Raw genomic sequence first — 21760 nt, 5'->3', positions numbered from 1 at the left:
GGTTTGCTCCCCTCTCCCGCGTGCGGGAGAGGGGCTGGGGGAGAGGGCAAGCCTGTCCGGTACCGCCAGGTCATGAATCAGTCGCCGGCAATCACCTTCAGCAGCATGTCGAGTTCCACCGGCTTGACCAGATGCACGTCGAATCCAGCGGCGGCGGTCTGCTCGCGATCGGAGGCCTGGCCGAATCCGGTCAGCGCCACATAGCGGGTGCCGGACAGCGCTGGCATGCCGCGCAACGCGTGGATGACCGCGAAGCCGTCCATGCCGGGCATGGCCAGGTCGATCAGGGCCACGTCGGGCCGCACGCGCGCGGCGGCGTGGATGGCCTCCATGCCGTCGTAGGCAATCGTGACATGGTGGCCCGACATTTCGAGCAGGATCGACATGCTGTCGGCCGCGTCGCGGTTGTCGTCCACCAGCAGCACGCGGCGTTCGTGGCCGCCGCCATGGCTCATGCCGCCGTCCGTGCCCGGTGTGGCGGCGGCTGCCGCCAGCGGCAGCTGGATGGTAAACGTGGCGCCCAGCCCAGGGCCTTCGCTGGTGGCGGCAATCGAGCCGCCGTGCATTTCCACCAGCGAGCGGCACAGCGACAGGCCGATGCCAAGCCCGCCCTGCGCGGTACTGCCGGGCCGGTCTTCCTGCGCGAACAGGTTGAAGATCGATTCCAGCGCTCCGGACGCAATGCCGCGGCCGTGGTCGATGACCTGGATCACCAGCGTCCGGTGGCGGATCGACGCCGAGATGGCGATCTGCGCGCCCGGCGATGAAAATTTCGATGCATTGAGCAGCAGGTTCTGCATGACCTGGCTGAGCCTGGTGCGGTCGGCATGCAGCGGTAACGGCCTGGCGTCGGTGGTCACGGTCACGGTCTGCGACTTGGCCGCCAATGCCGGATCGGCGGCCTCGATCCCAAGCGCGATGATGTCGCGCGTGTCAACCGGCTCCAGGCGCAGATCGATCTTGCCGGCTGCGATGCGGCCCACGTCGAGGAGGTCGTCCACCAGCCGTGTCAGGTGGGCCATCTGCCGTTCGACCAGGCTCACGCTTTTCTGCATGGCGTGCGGGTCTTCGGGGCGCATCTGCATCACCGTCAGCGCGTTGCGGATCGGCGCCAGCGGATTGCGCAGTTCATGGGAAAGTGTCGCCAGGAATTCGTTCATGCGCCGTTCCGATTGCTCGAGTTCCTCAAGCCGCTTGCGCTCGCTCATGTCGCGCGTGACCTTGGCAAAGCCGCGCAGCGCCCGCGTATTGTCGTAGACGGCGGTGATGGTCACGTTGGCCCAGAACAGCGAACCGTCCTTGCGCACACGCCAGCCTTCGTCCTCCACACGGCCCTGCTCGCGGGCGATGACCAGCTCGCGGCCGGGCTTGCCGGCGGCCACGTCATCTGGCGGATAAAACACCGAGAAGTGCTGGCCGATGATTTCGTCGCGGCGGTAGCCCTTGATATACGACGCGCCGGCGTTCCAGCTCATGACATGCCCGGCGGGGTCGAGCATGAAGATTGCGTAGTCCTTGACGCTGTCGACCAGCAGCCGGAAGGTTTCCTCGCTCTGGCGCAGTGCTTCGGCCGTGTTGCGCTGCGCGGTCATGTCACGCGTGACCTTGCCGAAACCGGTCAGGTTGCCGTGCTCGTCGCGCAGGGCGGTGATGATCACGTTGGCCCAGAACTGCGTGCCGTCCTTGCGCACGCGCCAGCCTTCGTCCTCGAAACGGCCCAGCCGGGCAGCGACCTCCAGCTCCGTGTCGGGCCAGTGGCGCGCCTTGGCTTCCTCGGTATAGAACCGCGAAAAATGCTGACCCAGGATTTCGTCGCGGCTGTAGCCCTTGATACGGGCGGCGCCAGCATTCCAGCTCATGACGTGTCCGGTGGCGTCGAGCCGGAAGATGGCGTAGTCGTAGATCGACTCGACCAGGGTGCGATAGGAGGCGTCGTCGCCGATGTCGCGGTGCGGCAGTGGCGGGTGGGCGGAACGGGACATGATCGGAGGGGCTGGCATGTCTCTGGTTTGGTAGTCTGAAAGGATAACCCGAGACCGGCCATTTGCCGGAGACCGCCGCAAATGTGTTGCAAATCAGCCGTCTGGCGAGCGGTCAGGATGCTTCTCACCCTTTCGGAGGGGGCGCCGCGCCGGCGTACGAAGCGCGGGTGCAAGGCGGGCGCGCCGGCCGGGCCGTACGGGTCGACAGTCGGATAAAAGCTGACAGACCGGCGGCCGGCATTGGGTTAGACTCGAAAGATTCCTGCCCGATGTACCCGCCGCGCCGTTCAGGCGCCGGAGATCGAGTGACTGGACCCAAGGAGACGTCCCGCATGTATGCAGAGTCTGCGCTTGACCGCCGTACCGCCGATCTCGCCACCGACCCGGCTGCAGCCGGGTCTGCGTCGCCCGTCCCGCCCACCATGCCCGAAGCACCGCCGCGCGACCTGCGCCGCGTGCCCATCCATCCCGATTTCTGGTATCCGCTGGCCTGGTCGCGCGAGGTCAGGACAGGTCGCGCGCATGGCGTGACGTTCGCAGGCGACCCGATCGTGCTGGTGCGCACGGCCACCGGCAAGGTGTTCGCGCTGGAAGACCGTTGCGCGCACCGCCAGGTGCCGCTGCACGCCGGCGTGGTGGACGGGGAGTCGATCCGCTGCTGCTATCACGGCTGGACCTACGACTGCACCGGCCGCTGCATCGACGTGCCGTACCTGGGCAAGGAACGCCTGCCCAACGGCGTGCGTGCGTACCCTTGCCAGGAACGGGCCGGGCTGATTTTCGTGTTTCCCGGTGATCCGGGGCTGGCCGACCAGAAGGCGCTGCCCGAGTTTGCGTCGGTGTCGGACCCCAAGTACAAGACGCGCCGCTTGGGCCGCGCGGTCAATTGCCATTACTCGTTCATGCACGAGAACCTGATGGACATGAACCATCAGTTCCTGCACCGCAAGCAGATGGGCATGATGCGGGCGCGCTCGCTGGGCCGGCGCCGTGGCGATGACTTCGTCGAGGTGGACTACGTGTTCGAACGCGAGGGCGGCAAGCAGCCCGTGGGCGAGGCGCTGGTGTTCGGCAAGGATGGCGGCCAGAACAACAAGGACGTGATGACGGTGCGCACCGGCTATCCGTACCAGACGCTGCAGATCCGCTCGGGCTCCGGCACGCTGGTGATGGACCTGTGGATCGTCTACGTGCCACTGGACGCCGCGCAGCGCACCAACCGCACGTTCGGCATGCTGTCGATCCGCCGGCCCGGCATTCCGCTGCTGCTGGACGCGGCATGGCCGCTGCTGGTGTGGTTCACCGAGCGGATTTTCAAGGAAGACCGCGAGATCGTGGAGATGGAGCAGGCCGCCCATGACCGCCAGGGCGAGGACTGGAACCACGAGGTGTTCCCGGTCATCAAGGAACTGCGCGACCTGCTGCGCCAGTGCGGCGGCCGCACCGTGATTCCGATCCAGCCCGTGCCGGCCGGCCCGGGCTGAAGCGCCATCCCAGGCACCCAGACACCCGGGTGCCCCTGGGCGGCTGGCGGCCTCAGGCCTGGACGGCCTGGATGGCCTGAGTCAGCGTCGGATAGTCGGTATAGCCCTGGGCCGGCGCGCCCGGGCTGCCGTACAGCGTGGCGGGATCCACCGCGTTCAGCGCGGCACGTTGTTTCAGGCGATCCACCAGATCCGGATTGGCAATATAGGCGCGGCCAAATGCCACCGCGTCGGCGTTGCCGCTGTCCAGCGCGGCCTGGGCGGCGTCCTGGTCGAACCCGTCATTGGCGATGATCGCGCCGCCAAACGCCTGTTTGAGCTGCGGCAGCAGCGCGCCTTCGCCCGGCGTTTCCCGCACGAACAGGAATCCCAGCCCGCGCTGGCCCAGCGCCTGGGCCACGTAGCCGAACGTCTGCGCCGGCTGGCTTTCGCTCATCGAATGGCTCGGCGAACGCGGCGCCAGGTGCACGCCCACGCGGTTGGGGCTCCAGACGGCGGTAACGGCGTCGGCCACTTCCAGCAGGATGCGGGCGCGGTTCTCGACCGATCCACCATAGGCATCGGTGCGGTTATTGCTGCCGTCCTGCAGGAACTGGTCCAGCAGATAGCCGTTGGCGGCGTGGATCGTCACGCCGTCGAACCCGGCGGCCCTGGCATTGGCTGCGGCACGGCCGAAATCGGTCACGACCGCGGCAATTTCCTCCACGGTCAGCGCGCGCGGTACCACGAACGGGCGCTGCGGACGCAGCAGGCTGACATTGCCGCCGGCCGCGATCGCGCTGGGCGCCACCGGCGTACGGCCATCCAGCAGGCTCGGGTCCGAAATGCGGCCCACGTGCCATAGCTGTGCCACGATACGGCCACCGGCGCGGTGTACGGCGTCCGTCACCTGCTTCCAGCCGGTCACCTGTTCGTCGGACCACAGGCCCGGCACATTCTGGTAGCCCACGCCATCGGGCGACACCGGTACGCCTTCGGAAATCAGCAGGCCGGCGCTGGCGCGCTGCGCGTAGTACTCGGCCATCAGGGCATTGGGCACATGTACCGGATCGGCCGCGCGCAGACGCGTCAACGGGGCCATCACGATACGATTGGGCAGATGCAGGTCACCAATCTGGAGCGGGTCGAAGAGGGTAGTCATAAGCTTATGCGGCTGGGCTATATAGCTTGCAAAATGAAAGTATCGAAAGCATAGCAGCGCACGGTAATATCGCTATCGTTGTTTTTGTACATGTCCATTGTTCACGCTGGAACAATCCCGGGAGGGGCATGATGCATGTCACGCAAACTGCGCTAAGGCAGGTGGGGCGGCCGTTGATGGTGATGCTGGCACTGCTGGTGAGCGCCTGCGCCGGGTTGCCGCAAAGGCCGCCGCTGGCGCCAGAGATGGCACTGCAGGACACCGGCGACACCATGCTGGCGCGCGGCATGGCGCCCAAGCTGGCCGCGCATCCGGGGCAGTCGTCTTTCTATCCGCTGCTGTCGGGCACCGACGCGCTGGCGATGCGGATCGCCCTGGTGCGCACCGCGCAACGCAGCCTGGACGTCCAGTACTACATCTTCGACGCCGACGAGACGGGCCTGACGCTGCTGGCCGAGATCATGGCCGCGGCCGACCGGGGCGTGCGGGTGCGCGTGCTGCTTGACGATATCCACCTGGCGCGGCAGGACCGCGCGCTGTCTGCCGTGGATGCCCATCCGAACGTGGAAGTCAGGGTGTTCAATCCGTTTGCCAGCCGCAACGTGCGGCTGTTCGAGTACGTGACCGACTTCCGGCGCATCAATCGCCGCATGCACAACAAGTCGCTGACGGCCGACAACCAGCTGACCATTGTGGGCGGCCGCAATATCGGCGACCAGTACTACGGCGCGGCCGATACCGATTTCACCGACCTTGACCTGCTGGCCGCCGGACCCGTCGTGCCCGAGGTATCGGCGGTGTTCGACGATTTCTGGAACAGCGAGGCCGTGTATCCACTGTCGGTCATGGCAAAGCCGCTGAGCGGCGACGAGGCGGTGACGCAGCAGCAGAAGCTCCGCAGCTATCTGGACGAGCACGCCGTGAACATGCGCGCCACGCCCTACGGCAAGTCGCTGCTGGAAACGGGCATCGTGCAACTCCTGCGCGACAACAAGCTGCCCGAGTACTGGGGCAACGCGACCGTGATTGCCGACCGCGCGGCCAAGGTGCTGCTGCCGCCCGAGGACGACTCGACCCACGCCATCCCCAAGCTGGTGAAATTCCTGGAAGGGGCGCAGCACGACCTGACGCTGATCTCGCCATACTTCGTGCCTCCAGAATCGGCCATGACCTGGCTGACCGGCATGCAGAAGCGAGGCGTGCAGGTGCGCATCCTGACCAACTCCTACGGCGCCACCGACGTGTCCGCCGTGCACGCCGGCTACGCGCCAAAGCGCAAGGCGCTGCTCAAGGCCGGCGTGATCCTCTACGAACTGAAGCCAACCGCCTACGCCGAGATGGCGAAGCAGAAGCGCCACCGGGGACCGGGCGGCAGCAGCCGCGCCAGCCTGCATGCCAAGACCTATATGGTCGACCGCCACGAACTGTTTATCGGGTCGCTGAACCTGGACCCGCGCTCGGCGCGGCTCAACACGGAAATGGGCATCATCGTCGACAGCAAGGAACTATGCGACATGCTGGCGCAAGGCGTGGACGATGCGCTGCTGGACGCGGCGTACCAGGTGGTGCTTGGCGACGACGGCGAATCACTGCAGTGGGTGACCCGCGAGGGCGGGGTGGTGCGGACTTATACCAGCGAGCCCGATATGAACGGGTGGGACAAGTTCAAGCAGGGGGTGCTGCGGATATTGCCGGTCGAGGAGCAGTTGTAGGAGGGACGTCCCCCGGGGTTTATCCCGTTTCGCACGTTGTTGATGGCTACCCGTTCCAGAAGGGTGTTGAAACACCGTGAAATGGAAGCCATGTCGAGCCCGCTCCTGGTCAGGAGCGGACTTTTTCTGGTTGATCGCGCCCTGCATTCGGGAAAAATGGGGGCGACAAATGCCAGCAAAATGCCCGATCAGGATGAGCGACATGCTTCGTCTTATTTTTCTGAGCCTGCTGTACACCATCGCTTACACCAGCATCACCCAGGGCGACGTTCAGGCCGCCGAAAACGTTACCGCGAAACCGGTATCGCAGTCGGTCGCTGACGCGGGCATCTCGGGGAACGCGCCGTTGCCGAAGAATCTTGGCGAACTCCACGGCTGCGCCAACCCATACGCGCTGAATGGTGGCCCGGTAAATCCGTCCGGCCTGAACTGGGGAAGCGGCAAGGCGGTCCATGTGGACACCAGCAAGATGTCCCAGATCGACAATTTTCCGACCTATGCCGGCAACGCGGTGTACTGGACCTCGCGCGAGGCAGGGCCCGGACTCCCGGTGTTGATGAACGGGGCCTTTACCAGCAATCCCAAGACAGTTCGGCTGCTCGCGGTTACTGCAGGAATGACGGACTGGCGTCGCGCCCTGCGCGCCAGCAAGATCACGGTGCCGGCAAAAAACCTGGCTTCCACGGGAATCCGCTTTACGATTCCGCCAACTTTCCCGCATGCTGTTTATGCCGTCCGCATCGAAGATCGCTCGGCCGATGCGGTGGAAATCCTGATCAATGTGCCGCAGCTCGACTGGGCTGTCGGGGTGCCTTCGGAGAGCGATCCCCTTGAGGCACCGAAGCACCAGCTCCGTATCTGTGGCGCCGATGCCGGTGGCATCCTGCGACTTTTCGGCAAGAATTTTCCCGGCCGACCATCGGTGATCCTGCAAGATGCCGGCGGCAGCTATTCCAGGCTTTCGGTCATCAGCAGCGACGAGAATGCCATTGCGGTGTCAATTCCCGCATCTCTTGCTGCAGGCGACTACTACATCTGGCTCGGCAATAGCACGCAGGATGCGGCATCGGGGCCCGCCAGCAAGATCAGGATCTACGCGAATCCGGGCGTGAATCTGAGCGCGATGCATTGCAGCGGCCTGGCCGGCGATGGGGCAACCGATAACGCAGCGGTCATGCAGAAATGTCTCGACGCCAACAAGGCATCGTCAACCGCAGCGAATCCCCGTTATCTCCCGCTGCCGGACGGTAATTTCGTGATTACCAGGGCGGTGACGCTGCATCCTCACCAATACATCATCGGCCGCTCACCATCGGCCACCACCATCACCGGGCAGTCTTCTTCGCCGCCGCCGGCGTGGATCCAGGGTAGCCATTGGTTTGGTCTTGAAAGCCTTTCGCTCAAGGCCCCAATGTCCGCCAACCTTGTCAAGGGCGACCTGACCGGCGCTCCGTCCCTTTCAGGACATCTGTTATTCAATCAAGTGAATATTACGGTCAGCGCGGACAAGACGAATGGCAAGGGAACCATCGTTGCGCTGTCGGGACCCGATATTCGGGTCCTTTCCTCAAGGATCACCGGCCCCGGCAGGTCTGTTGATATTCTGTATGGCGATGGTGCCCTGGTTACCGACAACGATTATGTCCAGGCGAAGGGTTCCGACATCGGCTTTTCAGCCGCTCAAAACGTCATATTCGAGAAAAACCGGGTCCAGGGAGCAGGAAGCGGAATGGGTGCTGGCGTGGCGTTCAGCCGCCCATTCTGGAAGTTCAGTTATTCGATGATCTGCCAGAATCTCTATGCGGGATACAACCAGATCACGGACATCGGCGACCCGTATGGTCAGGGCATCACGACCGACGGGGGAGGCCAGGCGTATCTTGGCATGACGTCCGGAGCTTCCGCGGAATCCGTGACCACCGCAAACGACATGGATTTCAGCTCGGTCGGCGTGACCAATTTCCAGACGCTGGCGGTTGCAATCAGCCAGGGGCGGGGCGTTGGTCAATACCGCATGGTCCGGGCGATCAATGGACGCACCATCACGGTCGATCGTCCGTGGGATGTGGTCCCTGACAAGACATCGATAATCTCGGTCACGAGTTCCGTCTTTCGTTTCGTGATCAGCCACAACACGATTACCAACGCGACTACCGTGCAGACTGGCAACGGCTTCTTTGGCAATGTGTTTGACAGCGCCATACTCGGCAACGCCATGACAAACACGGCAATCTCGGTGATTTCGAAGCAGTACGATTCGTATTTCTTGAATCTGATCGGCATTGACATTATCAATAACAGCGTGCGAACCGGACTCAATACAATGTTTCCGACCGACCCCAGGGGAAGTGGCTTCTACACCAGAAACTTTCCTGGCACGCTTATCAGTGGAGTCTATGTCCGGGGCAATTCGATTCAGGCTGGCTACAACTTTACCCTTGCGAACGGCATCGCAGGCATTACGTCCTACCTGGTTGATTCGAACCGCATGACGGTTGGTGAATCTACCAGGCAGTTTGCTTCGGGAAATCCGGCGATTCTGATTTCCAATAATCAGGCGAATTAGGACGGTGCGGCTGAAATCCTGCGCTTTGTGAAGAACCGAAGGAGCCAACGATGACGAAATACCTGATCTCGTTTCCGGGACCGGCGATGAAGGTACCTGACGAGGAATTTGCCGCCGTGGGCGAAGCCGCGCGCGAGGTCATACGGGAGGCGAAGGCTGCGGGCGTGTACGTGTTCGGTGGCGGAATCAACGGGGGCGTAGCGCCAGTCATGGTCGCCTCGGACGGCAGCGTCACAAACGAAACCTATCCCCAGACAAAGGAGTTCGATGGCGGCTTCTGTGTCCTGGAGCTTCCTTCGCGCGAAGCCGCCATCGCGTGGGCTGCAAAGATCGCCACGGCATGCCGCTGCGCGCAGGAACTGCGCGAGTTTGGGTACGACCCGGAGAGTTGAGGGGCGGGGGCCGAAGCTGACCAGCAAGCCAGCCCCGGCACTCCCGATCAACGATGCAGCAGTTCGCGGAAGCCCGCGATCAGGCGGTGCATGTCGGCGGCCGTCAGCGCGCCCATGGTCGAGATGCGGAACAGTTGCGACGACAGGCCGCCCTGGCCTGCATAGATCACGAAGCCGCGTGCCTTCAGCCCGTCGTGCAGTTGTTCGTACGTGACGCCCTGCGGCAGCTTGTACGCGCGCAGCACCACCGACGACTGGGCCGCCGGCCACAGCGCCTCGATGCCCAGGGCAGCCAGGCCGCTGCGGACTTCCTCGGCCAGCGCGGCATAACGCTGGTGGCGCGCCTGCCAGCCGCCTTCGTCGCTGTGCTCGCGCAGGGCTTCCACCAGCGCGTAGAACGCCTGGACGGACGGCGTGAACGGCGTGTTGCGCTGGTCCTGCTGCTTCGCGTAGCGCGCGATATCGAGGTAATAGGTGCGGCTGACCGCATGGGTCAGCGCCGCGCGGCGCACGATCACGAAGGCCGCGCCGGGCACACCATGCAGGCACTTGTTGGCCGTGGCCGCCACTGCATCGATGTTGCCGCTGAAGTCGATGGCCTCGGCGCCGAAGCTGCTGACCGTATCGGCCAGCAGGCGCACGCCGCGCGCCTGGCACAGCGCGTCGATGGCCGGCAGGTCGTTCAGGCGGCCCGTGGTGGTCTCGTGATGGATCACGGCCAGGTGGGTGATGGCCTTGTCCGCCGCCAGCGCCGCATCGATGCGGGCCAGGTCCGGGGCTTCCATCCACTCGTGCTTCACCACGGTGTGCGGGATCTGGTACTGGGTGGCGATCTGTGCCACGCGCTCGCCGTAGACGCCGTTCTGTACGATCAGCAGCTTGCCTTGCGCCGGCACCAGCCCGGCGATCATGCTTTCCAGCGCGGCAGTGCCCGAGCCGGTCATCAGCACGGCCGACCAGGTGGCTGGGTCAAGCCCGTAGATGTCCAGCAGCCGCTGGCGCGCTTCGTCCTGAAGGTCGAAGAACTCGCTTTCGCGGTGGCACAGGTCCGTTTGCAGCAGGCTATTGCGGACGCGTTCGGACAGCGTTACGGGGCCGGGATTCAGAAGCAGCATGCGTTCTCTCAAGCTCTCAAGCGGGTTGGGTCAGGCGTGATTGGCGTTGCCCTGGTCGGCGCCGATCTGGCGGCCCAGGCGCGTGGACACCTGTACAGGCGTCACCGACGGGCGCGGCAGGTCATCGGGCGATCCGGGACGCGTCTGCAGGCACACGAAATTCGGGCCCGCCGTGGCCGTGGCCGCGCGCGCCAGTACGTCGTCGAGCATGGCAAGGTTGTCGCCCTCGATGGCCGACGCGTAGCCACATGCCGCCGCCACGCCGGCAAACGACACGTTGTGCGACACCGTGGCCTGGCCGCCGGTGGAGTCATGCGCGTTGTTGTCCAGCAGCACATGCGTCAGGTTGGCCGGGCCATAGGCGCCCAGCGTGGCGAATACACCCATGCGCATCAGCGCGGCACCGTCGCCATCGACGGCCACCACCTTCAGGTCCGGACGCGCCAGCGCCAGGCCCAGCGCGAACGGCGTCAGGCAGCCCATCGACCCCACCATGTAGAGCTGGTTCGGCCGGTCGTCCAGCGCGTACAGTTCGCGGCCGCAGAAGCCGGTCGATGCCAGTACCACGGTCGAATCGACCGGCGTATGCGCAATCACGCGCTGCAGTGCTTCGGTACGGCTCGGCAGTGTGGCCGCGCCGGTGTGGGACACCTCGGGCAGCGCCTTGTCGCGGGCCACCGGGCCCTTCTGCGACTTGAGCGGGTAGGGCGCGACGCTGCCCTTCTGCATGATCAGCGCGTACGGCCGGCCCGTGGCGTCCATATGGGCGATGGCCCGGTCCAGCGCCGCGCCCACGGCCTCCGGCTCGGTCGGGAACAGTTCCCACGGGATGTCCATCGTGTCGAGCATCTGCGGCGTGACCGGGCCCATCAGCGCGTGCTGCGGTTCGTCCGATGCACCGCCGGGCTGGCCGCGCCACGTGACGATCAGCAACTGCGGCAGGCGGAACGTCCAGGTCAGCGACGTCAGCGGGCTTACTGCGTTGCCCAGGCCCGAGTTCTGCATCATGGTGATGCCGCGCACGCCGTTGCGCGCACCCTGCGTCACCCCGGCGATAAACGCCACGGCATCGCCTTCGTTGGCGGCCGACACATAGTGCAGCGACGGATCCTGCACCACGTAGTTGATGAACGGCGTCAGGTACGAGCAGGGCACGCCCGCATACCACTCGAAACCGCGCTCGCGCGCGGCTTCCACGAACTGGACCGCCTCGATCATTGCGCGGCCTCGCCGTCGCTGCCGCCGACCGAGAACGGCGACTGGCCGTGCGCGAAATCGCCGGCGCGGCGGAAGTCGTCCAGGTCGTTCACGCCACGCCAGTGGCCGTGCACGTACTTGACTTCGACCTGTTCGCCAGCGGCAACCAGCGCGTTGAGCAGGTCCGGCAGGTCGAGCTTGTCGAAGTCCGGGCGCTGGCGCAGTTCGCCCAGCAGCTTCTGCAGGCGCGCGCGGCCTTCGCCACGGACGTTCATCAGGCCGATCCAGCGGCCATGCGGGGCATCGCCAGCCGGCACGTCGTCCGAAATCTTCTTCAGCAGGACCTTCTGGCCGAACAGGTCGCGATCATCCGATGCCGAGCACCAGGCAAAATCACGCACGCTCTGGTTCGACGGCGCCGATTCCGATGAATCGATCACCACGCTGAACGGCGCATCGGTATCCACCAGGTCGCGCAGGATGTAGCTGCGGAACAGCAGGTCGCCATAGGCGATCACGGTGTCGTTCTGCAGCGTGTCGGCGGCAGCCGCCAGCGACGCCAGTTCGCCGGTTTCGGCATAGCGGTCGTTGCGCACCAGGTTGATGCCGGCGGCATCGATGGCCTCGGCCTTGTAGCCGCCAACCACCGTGATGTCGTTGATGCCCTGGTTCTTGAAGCCGTCCACCAGCCAGCGCAGCAGCGGCTTGCCGGCCACCGGCAGCATGACCTTGGGCTTGTCCTCGGTCAGGGCTTCCAGGCCCTTGCCACGGCCCGCGGCCAGCACCACGGCCGAACCCGGGGCCTGGCCGCCGGTCAGGTAGATCTTCTCGGCGGCCGAGTATTCGTCGGCATCCTGCAGGCGGAAGATCTCGTTGACGGTGGCGATGCGGTCTTCCACGTTCACCAGCGTCTGGTTCTCGTAGATGTCCTTTGCCACGGCCTGCATGCCGGAAGCGGCCACGCGGATCAGGTGGTTGGCCCAGATGATCAGGCTGATGCCGGCCTTGCGGAACACGTCGGTCGGCGTGCTGTAGTACTTGGTCGGCACGATCACCAGCGGGGCGCGGTTGCCCCATTCGCGCGCGAACGTCACGATCTCGTCGGCCTTCGACAGCTTGCTGTGGATCAGGATGGCGTCGGCGCCGGCCTGACGGTAGGCTTCGGCGCGGCGCAGCGCCTCTTCCATGCCCCATCCCGCGATCAGGGCTTCCACGCGGGCCACGATCGAGAAGTTGTCATCGGCCTGCGAATCCTTGCCGGCCTTGATCTTGCCGCAGAACTCGTCGATGTCGGCCAGCGGCTGCTGTTCGCCGCCGATGAAGCTGTTGGTCTTCGGGAAGATCTTGTCTTCGATGCACACGCCGGCAATGCCGCGCTGCTCGAGCTTGCGCACCAGACGGCGCACGTTGTTGAAGTTGCCGTAGCCGGTGTCGCCGTCCAGCAGGATCGGCAGGTCACTGGCGTCGGCCATGAACTCCAGGTTGTCCACGACCTGGGTCCAGCTGGCCTCGTTGTTGTCGCGCACGCCGAACTGGGCCGAAATGGCCAGGCCCGACGCCCAGATGCCCTTGAAGCCGGCCTCGCGCACGATGCGCGCGGACAGGCCGTTGTGGGCTTCCATGATGAATTCGAGCTCGTTGGAGAGCAGCATCTGGCGCAGCCGCGCGGCGCGCGACAGGGGCACAGCAGTACCGGAGGTGGCGAGCAGGTTCGGGTCGATGGCGTTCATTGGGCGATTCCTACGGGCAGAAGTTGGGGCAGGACTTCAACGGCTGCGCGCGAGACGTCGCCGGGGAAATCGATTTCGATCCAGGGGGCGCCGGTCACGTCGGCGGTGTCGAATACGTGGGACTGTTCCAGCAGCAGGTCGCGCACGGCTTCTTCGTGCGGCATGTTGGCGCGGCCCGAGTCGACGTATCCCTTGACGATTTCGGCCAGGCGGCGGGCGCAGTCTTCCTTGAAGCGGAAGAAGCCCACCGATTCGCCGATGGTGTCGTACTGCAGGTCGGCCATCAGCTGCTTGCGCAGTTCCACGGGCACGCCGTCCTTCAGGCACAGCTTCACGGGCTCGTCGCCGGCTTCGAAGTCGCGGTCGATCAGCAGGCGGTTGACGGTGTCGCCGGCCACCAGCTTGGTCATGATGCGCTCGTCGTAGAGGACGTCGGCGTCCATCAGCAGCACGTCGCCGCCGCGCGTCATGGCGTCGGCCACCGTATGCACGGTCAGCACGCTGCCCAGGTCGTAGCGCGGGTTGATGACGATTTCCAGGTCGCGGCCGAGGCGGGCCAGTTCTTCCTTGACATGGTCCGGTTCGAAGCCGAGCGCCAGCACCACTTCGGTCACGCCGGCGGCATCGAGCAGGCGCAGGTGACGTTCGAGCAGCGTGAGCCCGTCAAAGCGCAGCAGGCATTTCGGGAACTGCTTTCCCGGCTGTTGCTGAAGTCGCAGGCCAAGGCCCGCGGCAAGAATGATTGCTCGCATCACGTTGTTCTCATGAAAAATGAAAGGGCCGCGCTAGCCCCGGTCGGCCGACAGGGCATGCGCGGCGCGACGGCGCTGGAACTTCCGTTCGCTGAAATGCAGATACACCAGTCCGGGGATGCCAAGCACCAGCTCGCGCACGCGCTTGGCCAGCGACAGCGCCAGCGCGGCATCCGGCGGCAGGCCCACCAGCGGCGCCAGCAGCAGGTAACCGCCTTCCTGCGCACCGAGCGACCCCGGAATGGCAAATGCGGCCCCGCGGATCGCCTGGCCCACGCTTTCGAGCAGCAGTGCCTCGTGCCAGTTCACCGGATGCCCCAGAAAATACAGGATCAGCCAGACCTCGCCAGTGCCGGCGATCCATCCAAGCAGGTTAAGGCAAAAGCTGGCCGCGACCTTTTTGCGGTCGCGATAGAGTTCCCGGATCGCACTGTCCACGGCGTCGGCACGCAGTGCCAGCCCGGCCCATCGGCCCGGCTTTTCGGCTCCGGGTTCGGTGGCATCCGTGTCATCGGTGGCATCGCGCTTGCCGAACAGCTTCTGGCCGATGCGCATCATGCGGCCGAACATGCCGCGCCGCTGCAGCACGCAGAACGCCAGCACGCAGGCACCCAGCACCCCGGTCACGGCGATGATCGGGGTGCGGTACTCGGACATGTCGCCGTTGGCGCCGAACACGGCAATGCCCAGCAATGCGAACAGCATCTGCGACAGCGCCTGGGTGGTGGTGCTGACCGTGATGGCGGCAGCCGCGTCACGCATGCGCGCGCCGCGATGCGACAGGTAGCGCACCATCAGCACCGGGCCGCCGATCTGGCCCGCCGGCAGCAGGCTGTTGACCGATTCGCCGGTCCAGCGTGCCTTGAGCGCGCTGCAGAACGATCCGTGGCGGGTCTTGCGGTCCAGCAACACGGCGATGGCGCCGGCATCGAGCGCCAGCGGTACCAGATGGAACGCGGCCACCACGGCCAGACCCCAGCCGGCCGACATCAGCGTGGTGGTCACCGCGCCAAAGCCCTGCCAGGCCAGCAGCCCGACAAACAGTGCCGCGCCTACCGACAGAAGAATGAAAGCTGCACGATTCACGCCGCTGACTACCCCGGTTATTTCCCGCCCAGCAGGCGCCGGAACACCTGGCGGAACCCGAAGTACGCCACGGCATCCTTCATGTTCGAAATGAAGCGCAGCCACGGGCGCATGCCCGGATCGGTCACATATTCAAAGGTCAGCGACACGCGGATCTCGTTCGGGCCAGCCGGCGTGATGCGGTGGCGCAGCTTGTCGCCGTCGAACAGCACGATGCCGCCCGGCGGAATCTGCACCGAGCCCGGTTCGTCCGCAATGTCGGGGTTGCGCGTATGCAGTTCGTAGTCGAGCCGGCACGTCGATTCGTCCAGCACGCCGATTAGCAGCGTGTAGCGGCGGCCATCGTAATAGGACGTGTCGTAGTGCCAGCCGATATGGTCGCCCTGGCGCGTGTAGTAATAGAGCGCGTAGGCGTGGGGGTCGGTTTCCGGGCAGACCTGGAGCTTGTCGCCCGTCACGTCTTCGAGCCAGCCAATCAGCGCCTTCGAACGGTACAGCTCGGCAATGAACGGCGCCTTTTCGTCGATCGTATGGCGGCTGACGCTGCCGCCCTGCTTGTGGCCGGGCAGGTAGTTGCGGTTCAGGCCGCCTTGCAGCGAGCGCGCCAGCGCCACCAGCTGGGCGGTTTCGTCCGGGCCCAGGAACTTGTCCAGGTACAGGAACGCGCCATCGCGGTCGAAATCCTGGCGCAGGGCGGGGGTGTCCAGCTGCGACACCACGCCGGCCACGGCGGCGTCCGGACGGCGGGCCGCCGGACGCGCGGCCACGGGTTCGGCTTCGCGCGCCATCTGCGGCGTGATGGCGATGTCGCCGGTAACTTGCTCTGGCATGGGCTGCCTCAGTGATCGGTGGAAGTTGCGACTGGCTGGGGGCGCCGCATGACTCGCCAGTAATCGATGATGACCAGCACGGCAAACAGCGGGGCGCCGATCGAGGCCGCGGTCAGGAAGGGACCGATGCCGTCAGTCAGCGTCACCAGCGGCAGCAGGTACAGCACGTCTTCGGTCTCGAATCCGCCAGCCGACGCCTGCTTGGTGCCACTTTTGCCAACCCGCGATTCTATACGCATGCGCAGGAAGAAGATCAGCGCCACGGCAAGTCCGGCAATCGTGCCGCGCAGCACCGGACCGAACGTCTCGGGCACGCCGCCGGGGGCCGCGCTGTTTGCCACGGCCATGCCAAAGCTGACGAACAGCAGCACGGTAATCAGCGCGTCGCTTGCCAGGTCGTAAAAATGGCCGATCTTGCTCGATTTGCCGCTAATTCGCGCCAACTCGCCGTCGGTATGGTCGACAAAATTCGACACCACAACCAGCAGCGCGCCCCAGTTGCTCCACGTGTAGCCGCCTTGCGCAATGCAGGCGACGCCGGCGATGCCAATCAGCAGCCGCAGCGTGGTCAGGTGGTTCGGGGTGACACGGGTGTTCTTGAGGGGCCGCACCAAATGGCGGGCAAGGCGGGCATCCCAGGTGGACGGCAAGGGCGGTTCATCCGGGTATTTAGGGGATTTCTGGTTCATCCGTCAAAACTATCTGGAGGGGCGGCTCCGGCACTTCGGCGCGCCAGGCGATGCGGAACACTACGCCTACGACGCCCGAATGACAAGTTCACCAGAATACGCCCTTTCCCGCACCCGTGCAGCAAAGGCGCGTGGAGGTGTCCTGCGGACGGCCGCGGAGCGCCCGGAAAGCGCGCTGCCGGACCATCCAGTCCGCCGCCAAAGCACCACCGGGCCCGCCTGCAGTCCTGTCACCAGACCCCGAAGAACACCCCGGCCTGCTTGTAGACGTTGGTTTTGGCCGCCACTTCGGCATGGCTGACGGTGACGCGCGGCTTGAGCGTGCAGAACCAGTCCAGCAACTGGCCGCGCATATGGCTGCGCACGGCCTCGTGGCCCGGATCGGCGCCAAGATCGACAAATTCGGACGGATCGTTCGCCAGATCGAACAATTGCGGCCGGAATCCCTGCCAATGCACGTACTTCCAGCGCGCATCGCGCACCATCCAGGCGCGGCATTCGCCCGGCTGCCGGCCCAGGGCCACGCGGGCGCCGCGATAGCCATAGTCGAGTTCCGACACCACGAAGTCCCGCCACGCTGCCGAATCGCCGCCGCGACCCCGGGTCAGGTCCAGCAGCGACCGGCCTTCCACGCGATGGTCGAACGCTGGCAGGCCCAAACCGTCGAGTACGGTCGGCACCACATCGACGGCGGAAACCATGCGGGCGTCGGCCACGCCGCGCGTGGCGTCGGCCTCGGCGGACGGGTCATAGACGATCAGCGGAATGTTCTGCACGGTGTCATAGAACTGCTCCTTCTCGCCCAGCCAGTGGTCGCCCAGGAAGTCGCCATGGTCGGCCGTGAAGACCACCAGGGTGTCGTGCCAGCGCCCGGTGCGCTCCAGCAGTTCCCAGAGCTGGCCGAGCCGGTCGTCGATCTGCTGGATCAGGCCCTGGTAGGCAGGACGCACGGTGTCGGATACCTCCTTGCGCATGAAATTGGCGCATTCCTCCTGCGTACGGTACGCGTCGACCACCGGATGGGGATCGTCGAGTTCGGCGTCGTTGCGCTGCAGCGGCAGACAGTCGTCGAGCGAATAGGCGTTGTGGTACGGCGCCGGCGCCAGATAGGGCCAGTGCGGCTTGACCAGCGACAGATGCAGCACCCACGGATCGTCGCCCCGGGCGGCGATGTAGTCCATCGCGCGGTCCACGGTATAGGCCGTTTCCGAATGCGGCTCGGCCACGCGTGCTGGCAGGCCCGCATTGCGCATCTGCCAGCCCGAGACGATCTCGCCATCGGGCGCCTGGGCGCTGATCACATAGTCGGTCCACGGGTCACGGCTGTCATAGCCCTGGGCGCGCAGCCAGTCGGCATAGGCGCTGTGCGGCTCTGCGTGGTGGCCGTCGTGGCGGTCCACCTCGATAAAGTGGCCGCTGCGCAACAGCGTTTCCAGTTCCGTACCGCCGTCCAGATGCAGCCGCTTCAGGTTGGCGTTGTCGGGCATCACGTGGGTCTTGCCGGCCAGGGCCAGCGCACGGCCGCTGTCCTTCAGGTATTCGCCCAGCGTGATTTCGCCGACGGACAGCGGCACGCGGTTCCAGGTGGCGCCGTGGCTGCTGACGTAGCGGCCCGTGTAGAAGCTCATGCGGCTGGGGCCGCAGACGCCTGACGTCACAAACGCGTTGTCGAAACGCACGCCGCGAGCCGCCAGCGCGTCGATATTGCGCGTGCGCAACGTGGGATGGCCGTAGCAGCCCAGGTGGTCGCGACGCAACTGGTCGCACATGATGAACAGCACATTGCGGATGGACATCGTTGATTCCTTAATCGCCGACAAAGCCGGAGGCCTTGACCACGGGGCTCCAGCGGTTTGCATCGCTGGTCAGCGTCTTGCCAAACGCATCGGCACTGCCACTTTGCGGCTCCAGCCCGAGCTTGAGAAATTTCTCCTGCAGATCCGGCGATGCCAGGGCGCGGGTGATGGCGGCATTCAGGCGGTCGATCGCGGCGCGCGGCGTGCCGGCCGGCGCAACCACGCCGTAGCGGCCCACGCCTTCGATGTCCTTGTAACCAAGCTCGGTGAAGGTGGGCACATCCGGCAGCGCGGCGGATCGGCGGGTGCCGGAGGTTGCCAGCACATGGATCTTGCCGGCGCGATGCATTTCCGTCAGGTCGGCCAGGGTATCGACCGAAGCCGGCACCTGGCCGCCCACCAGTGCGGTCATCAGCGGCGCCGATCCATTGAACGGCACATGCAGCATCGACACGCCGACCTGCTTGCCGATCATCAGCCCGAAGAAATGCGGAATGCTGCCAAGCGCGGGCGATGCATAGGCGGCGTGCGTCGGGTCGGCCTTGAGCCAGGCGATGTAGTCCTTCAGGTTGCGGGCCGGCGTGGCGCCGCCGGTGGCAAGCGCCAGCTGGAAGTTGGCGATCGGCGCCACGGGAACGAAATCGCGCGCGATGTCGTAGTTGAGCTTGCGATAGACCAACGGAGCGATGGTCATCACGGCGGAATTCGCCAGCACGACGGTATTGCCGTCCGCCGGTTGCGCCCGCGCGTAGTCCATCACCAGCCGGCCGCCGGCGCCGGGCTTGTTTTCGACGATCACCGTCTGCTTGAGGTCTTCCCGGATCTTGTCGCCCACCAGCCGGGCTGCCAGGTCGGCGGTACCGCCCGCCGGATAGCCCACCAGAATGCGCAGCGGCTTGTCGCTCTGGGCCAGGGCGGGCCCGCAGACGATGGCGGCGGCCAGCCAGGCCAGGGTGCCGAGCGTCGCGCGGCGCGTAAAACGGCTGGGGCGGGCCGGGCCGATGGGGTGGACAGGACGGGTGGAGCGGATGGGGCGGATCACGCGATGTCTCCTCGAACCAGGTTTCGATTGTTATCAGTGTGTCCGGCACGCTAGCATCCGACCCATTAGTTAACAAAATCAACTATTCATGCCGCAAGCCAATCCGGAGCATGGTTCGGGGACACTGCAGGCGCCCGCGCGCCTGGTCGATTTCATCAACTACCGGCTCTATCACCTGAGCCGCGTGGCGATGTCTGCCAGCGGGCTCCACCTGCGCGCGGCGGCCGGGGTCAGCCGGCGCGAATGGCGCATGCTGGCGTTCCTGGGCGAGCAGCCCGGCACCCGGCTGACCGAACTGGCCGCCAGCGCCGGGCTGGACAAGGTGCTGGCAAGCCGCGCCGTCCATGCGTTGATGGAAAAGGGCCTGGTGTGCAAGACCGCGCAGGCGGCAGACCGGCGCGCCGCGGCCTTCACGCTGACGCAGGCGGGCGAGGGCGTCTATGCCGCCGCGTTTGCCCGGGCACGCGATTTCAACCGCGAATTGGCCGCTTGCCTGGACCCGGCCGAGGCCGAGGTGTTTTCGCGCTGCCTCGACAAGCTCCATACCCAGGCCGTGGCGATGCGGATGGCGGCAGAGCCACTATCCGGCCAGGGCGATGATGCCGAACCGCCAGCGTTCGACGACCCGTTGAGCGTCTGGCATCGCCGGTGATTTTTGAGATCGATCGCCAAGAAGATTGAATATCCGGCCCGGCGAGGGGCGGGCGGGCATAGGGCTTTCCATCCCGGAAAATCACTAAAGTCCTTGCTTAACTTTCGTGCGTCCCTATACTAAAGGACATGCTTAACTATTCCGATCCTCTCGACGCCACGTTCCAGGCGCTGGCCGACACCACCCGGCGCACGATGCTTGTGCAACTGGCCCGTGGACCGCTGTCGGTCTCTGATCTGGCGAGGCCGCTGGCGATGTCGTTGCCGGCGGTCATGCAGCACCTGTCGGTACTGGAACAGGCGGGGCTGGTCAGCACCGCAAAGGTCGGACGGGTACGCACCTGCCGCATGGCGCCCAATGCGCTGGGCGAGGCGGAGCAGTGGATCAGCGCCCGCCGGGCCGAATGGGAAGGCCATTTCGACCGCCTGGGCGAATACCTGGAAACCATGAAAAAGGAGGCAGCATCCGATGGCACCCGCGACCGCAACGAAGACTGAGACGTCGTCGTCCACCCAGTCGTCAGCCCAGCAGCACGCCCAGCACCGCCTGACCACATCGCGTGCATTCAATGCCCCGCGCGATCTGGTTTTCAAGGCATGGAGCACGGCCGATCACCTGAAACACTGGTTCTGCCCGCAGGGCTTTACCGTGCCGGCGTGCGAGGTGGAATTCCGTCCGGGCGGCAAGTTCGACCTGTGCATGCGCTCGCAGGACGGCACGTTCGAGCACTGGATCCGTGGTCACTTTGTGGAGGTCATGCCGCACTCGCGGCTGGTGATCGACATGACGGTGGTCACCGTCGACGGCAAACCGCTGTTCAACGCGCTGACAACGGTCGGTTTCGAAACCGTCTGCGGCGGCACCGAGATGCGTGTGACCCAGGCATACACCATGCTCGATCCGTCGGCTGGCGACTTCATCCGGGGCGCCGAGGAGGGCTGGAAGCAGACGCTGGACCGGCTGGAACGGGAAGTGGCCCGTATCGTCGCCGCAACGCCGCCGCGCTCGGTGGCGCATGGCACGTTCTCGATTTCGCGGACTTACGATGCCCCGCCGGCCCTCGTGTTCCGTGCGCTGAGCGACCCTGCGGCCAAGGCCGAATGGTTCCACGGCGGCCAGGGCTACCAGACCGTGTCGCGCGCCATGGACGTGCGCCCAGGCGGCCGCGAGCATCTGCAGGGCAAATGGGATAACGGCCTGGTGTCGACGTTCGACGCTGTGTATTTCGACGTGATTCCGAACGAGCGCCTGGTCTACAGCTACGAGATGCATATGGGCGAACGCAAGATTTCGGTGTCGCTGGCCGTCTTCGAGCTGAAGGCCGTGGGGCAGGGCACGCAACTGACGCTGACCGAGCATGGCGCCTTCCTGGATGGCTATGACGATGCGGGGTCGCGCGAGCATGGCTCGGGGCTGCTGCTCGACGCCATTGGGGAGTGGGTGCGGCGGGCACGCTGAAGCGCTTGACGTTCTCGAAGTGGCGCCGGCGCCCGCCGGACTTGCCGGCGCGGCGGGCAGGGCGCGCGAGAGTAATCGCGTGTCATTCAGCATTCAAGAATCGGCAACATGAAGGCATCCACCTGGTTGAGATGGT

18 protein-coding genes are annotated in these 21760 nt (G+C 65.4%); 7 read left to right on the top strand and 11 right to left on the bottom strand.

The features are described 5' to 3' along the window. Nucleotides 1–77: 77 nt before the first annotated feature. Nucleotides 78–1982 carry a PAS domain-containing sensor histidine kinase gene (locus tag A9J21_RS17600; protein ID WP_066737971.1) on the bottom strand — a complete coding sequence of 635 codons (1905 nt, stop codon included), beginning with the start codon at nucleotides 1980–1982 and terminating at the stop codon, nucleotides 78–80. Between the two features lie 422 nt (nucleotides 1983–2404). Between A9J21_RS17600 and A9J21_RS17595 the strand changes: the two genes are divergently transcribed. Beyond that, the gene (locus tag A9J21_RS17595; protein WP_404851391.1) at nucleotides 2405–3466 is read left to right on the top strand and encodes a Rieske 2Fe-2S domain-containing protein; all 1062 of its coding nucleotides are present in this window, start codon (nucleotides 2405–2407) and stop codon (nucleotides 3464–3466) included. 52 nt (nucleotides 3467–3518) lie between these two features. On the opposite strand, the gene A9J21_RS17590 is transcribed toward A9J21_RS17595, so the two are convergent. Continuing rightward, on the bottom strand, nucleotides 3519–4607 hold the full coding sequence (locus tag A9J21_RS17590) for an alkene reductase (protein WP_066737908.1): 1089 nt from the start codon (nucleotides 4605–4607) through the stop codon (nucleotides 3519–3521). A 128-nt stretch (nucleotides 4608–4735) separates the two neighbouring features. Here A9J21_RS17590 and A9J21_RS17585 point away from each other — a divergent pair, with 128 nt between their 5' ends. The 3 genes from A9J21_RS17585 (at nucleotide 4736) to A9J21_RS17575 (ending at nucleotide 9277) form a co-directional block, all read left to right on the top strand. Next, nucleotides 4736–6319, top strand: a complete 1584-nt coding sequence (locus A9J21_RS17585; protein WP_231906961.1) for a phospholipase D family protein — start codon at nucleotides 4736–4738, stop codon at nucleotides 6317–6319. Between the two features lie 202 nt (nucleotides 6320–6521). After that, complete coding sequence (locus A9J21_RS17580) at nucleotides 6522–8885, top strand: glycosyl hydrolase family 28-related protein (protein WP_197497523.1); 2364 nt, start codon at nucleotides 6522–6524, stop codon at nucleotides 8883–8885. Nucleotides 8886–8935: 50 nt separating this feature from the next. Further along, nucleotides 8936–9277 carry a YciI family protein gene (locus A9J21_RS17575; RefSeq protein WP_066737904.1) on the top strand — a complete coding sequence of 114 codons (342 nt, stop codon included), beginning with the start codon at nucleotides 8936–8938 and terminating at the stop codon, nucleotides 9275–9277. A 47-nt stretch (nucleotides 9278–9324) separates the two neighbouring features. On the opposite strand, the gene A9J21_RS17570 is transcribed toward A9J21_RS17575, so the two are convergent. The 9 genes from A9J21_RS17570 to A9J21_RS17530 form a co-directional block, all read right to left on the bottom strand. Continuing rightward, a complete protein-coding gene (locus A9J21_RS17570) occupies nucleotides 9325–10392 on the bottom strand; it encodes a 2-aminoethylphosphonate aminotransferase (RefSeq protein ID WP_066737902.1) in 1068 nt (355 codons plus the stop codon). A 30-nt stretch (nucleotides 10393–10422) separates the two neighbouring features. Then, nucleotides 10423–11610 (bottom strand): phosphonopyruvate decarboxylase, encoded by a 1188-nt coding sequence (aepY, locus tag A9J21_RS17565; protein WP_066737900.1) that lies wholly within the window; start codon nucleotides 11608–11610, stop codon nucleotides 10423–10425. Beyond that, nucleotides 11607–13319 carry a phosphoenolpyruvate mutase gene (gene aepX, locus A9J21_RS17560; RefSeq protein WP_066737898.1) on the bottom strand — a complete coding sequence of 571 codons (1713 nt, stop codon included), beginning with the start codon at nucleotides 13317–13319 and terminating at the stop codon, nucleotides 11607–11609. The genes aepY and aepX overlap by 4 nt, the downstream gene beginning before the upstream one ends. After that, nucleotides 13316–14071, bottom strand: a complete 756-nt coding sequence (locus tag A9J21_RS17555) for an NTP transferase domain-containing protein (protein WP_066737896.1) — start codon at nucleotides 14069–14071, stop codon at nucleotides 13316–13318. The genes aepX and A9J21_RS17555 overlap by 4 nt, the downstream gene beginning before the upstream one ends. A gap of 33 nt (nucleotides 14072–14104) precedes the next feature. Then, nucleotides 14105–15157, bottom strand: a complete 1053-nt coding sequence (locus tag A9J21_RS17550; RefSeq protein ID WP_066737894.1) for a lysylphosphatidylglycerol synthase domain-containing protein — start codon at nucleotides 15155–15157, stop codon at nucleotides 14105–14107. Between the two features lie 17 nt (nucleotides 15158–15174). After that, nucleotides 15175–15945 (bottom strand): 2OG-Fe(II) oxygenase, encoded by a 771-nt coding sequence (locus A9J21_RS17545; RefSeq protein ID WP_066737969.1) that lies wholly within the window; start codon nucleotides 15943–15945, stop codon nucleotides 15175–15177. Between the two features lie 50 nt (nucleotides 15946–15995). Next, nucleotides 15996–16676, bottom strand: coding sequence for a CDP-alcohol phosphatidyltransferase family protein (locus A9J21_RS17540; protein ID WP_066737892.1), 681 nt, complete (start codon nucleotides 16674–16676; stop codon nucleotides 15996–15998). Nucleotides 16677–16906: 230 nt separating this feature from the next. Then, nucleotides 16907–18472: a sulfatase-like hydrolase/transferase gene (locus A9J21_RS17535; RefSeq protein ID WP_066737887.1), complete on the bottom strand. Its 1566-nt coding sequence runs from the start codon at nucleotides 18470–18472 to the stop codon at nucleotides 16907–16909. Between the two features lie 10 nt (nucleotides 18473–18482). Continuing rightward, on the bottom strand, nucleotides 18483–19424 hold the full coding sequence (locus tag A9J21_RS17530; protein ID WP_066737967.1) for a Bug family tripartite tricarboxylate transporter substrate binding protein: 942 nt from the start codon (nucleotides 19422–19424) through the stop codon (nucleotides 18483–18485). 178 nt (nucleotides 19425–19602) lie between these two features. Here A9J21_RS17530 and A9J21_RS17525 point away from each other — a divergent pair, with 178 nt between their 5' ends. The 3 genes from A9J21_RS17525 to A9J21_RS17515 all read left to right on the top strand — a co-directional run bounded on the left by A9J21_RS17525 (nucleotide 19603) and on the right by A9J21_RS17515 (nucleotide 21624). Further along, nucleotides 19603–20166 carry a MarR family winged helix-turn-helix transcriptional regulator gene (locus A9J21_RS17525; RefSeq protein ID WP_066737885.1) on the top strand — a complete coding sequence of 188 codons (564 nt, stop codon included), beginning with the start codon at nucleotides 19603–19605 and terminating at the stop codon, nucleotides 20164–20166. Nucleotides 20167–20294: 128 nt separating this feature from the next. Continuing rightward, the gene (locus A9J21_RS17520) at nucleotides 20295–20663 is read left to right on the top strand and encodes a helix-turn-helix transcriptional regulator (protein WP_066737883.1); all 369 of its coding nucleotides are present in this window, start codon (nucleotides 20295–20297) and stop codon (nucleotides 20661–20663) included. Beyond that, nucleotides 20635–21624: an SRPBCC family protein gene (locus tag A9J21_RS17515; protein WP_082926485.1), complete on the top strand. Its 990-nt coding sequence runs from the start codon at nucleotides 20635–20637 to the stop codon at nucleotides 21622–21624. The genes A9J21_RS17520 and A9J21_RS17515 overlap by 29 nt, the downstream gene beginning before the upstream one ends. The last annotated feature ends 136 nt before the right edge of the window (nucleotides 21625–21760 follow it).

The organism is Cupriavidus sp. D384, from assembly GCF_001652915.1.
GTDB lineage: Bacteria > Pseudomonadota > Gammaproteobacteria > Burkholderiales > Burkholderiaceae > Cupriavidus.
The sequence above is the reverse complement of the archived record's forward strand: the minus strand, read 5'-3'. Positions and strand labels throughout refer to the sequence as shown.

Bases quoted from the DNA above. Each gene is read 5' to 3' on its own strand.
- A9J21_RS17600 (WP_066737971.1), bottom strand. From the start codon at position 1,982: ATGTCCCGTTCCGCCCACCCGCCACTGCCGCACCGCGACATCGGCGAC.
- A9J21_RS17595 (WP_404851391.1), top strand. From the start codon at position 2,405: ATGCCCGAAGCACCGCCGCGCGACCTGCGCCGCGTGCCCATCCATCCC.
- A9J21_RS17590 (WP_066737908.1), bottom strand. From the start codon at position 4,607: ATGACTACCCTCTTCGACCCGCTCCAGATTGGTGACCTGCATCTGCCC.
- A9J21_RS17585 (WP_231906961.1), top strand. From the start codon at position 4,736: ATGATGCATGTCACGCAAACTGCGCTAAGGCAGGTGGGGCGGCCGTTG.
- A9J21_RS17580 (WP_197497523.1), top strand. From the start codon at position 6,522: ATGCTTCGTCTTATTTTTCTGAGCCTGCTGTACACCATCGCTTACACC.
- A9J21_RS17575 (WP_066737904.1), top strand. From the start codon at position 8,936: ATGACGAAATACCTGATCTCGTTTCCGGGACCGGCGATGAAGGTACCT.
- A9J21_RS17570 (WP_066737902.1), bottom strand. From the start codon at position 10,392: ATGCTGCTTCTGAATCCCGGCCCCGTAACGCTGTCCGAACGCGTCCGC.
- aepY (WP_066737900.1), bottom strand. From the start codon at position 11,610: ATGATCGAGGCGGTCCAGTTCGTGGAAGCCGCGCGCGAGCGCGGTTTC.
- aepX (WP_066737898.1), bottom strand. From the start codon at position 13,319: ATGAACGCCATCGACCCGAACCTGCTCGCCACCTCCGGTACTGCTGTG.
- A9J21_RS17555 (WP_066737896.1), bottom strand. From the start codon at position 14,071: ATGCGAGCAATCATTCTTGCCGCGGGCCTTGGCCTGCGACTTCAGCAA.
- A9J21_RS17545 (WP_066737969.1), bottom strand. From the start codon at position 15,945: ATGGCGCGCGAAGCCGAACCCGTGGCCGCGCGTCCGGCGGCCCGCCGT.
- A9J21_RS17540 (WP_066737892.1), bottom strand. From the start codon at position 16,676: ATGAACCAGAAATCCCCTAAATACCCGGATGAACCGCCCTTGCCGTCC.
- A9J21_RS17535 (WP_066737887.1), bottom strand. From the start codon at position 18,472: ATGTCCATCCGCAATGTGCTGTTCATCATGTGCGACCAGTTGCGTCGC.
- A9J21_RS17525 (WP_066737885.1), top strand. From the start codon at position 19,603: ATGCCGCAAGCCAATCCGGAGCATGGTTCGGGGACACTGCAGGCGCCC.
- A9J21_RS17520 (WP_066737883.1), top strand. From the start codon at position 20,295: ATGCTTAACTATTCCGATCCTCTCGACGCCACGTTCCAGGCGCTGGCC.
- A9J21_RS17515 (WP_082926485.1), top strand. From the start codon at position 20,635: ATGGCACCCGCGACCGCAACGAAGACTGAGACGTCGTCGTCCACCCAG.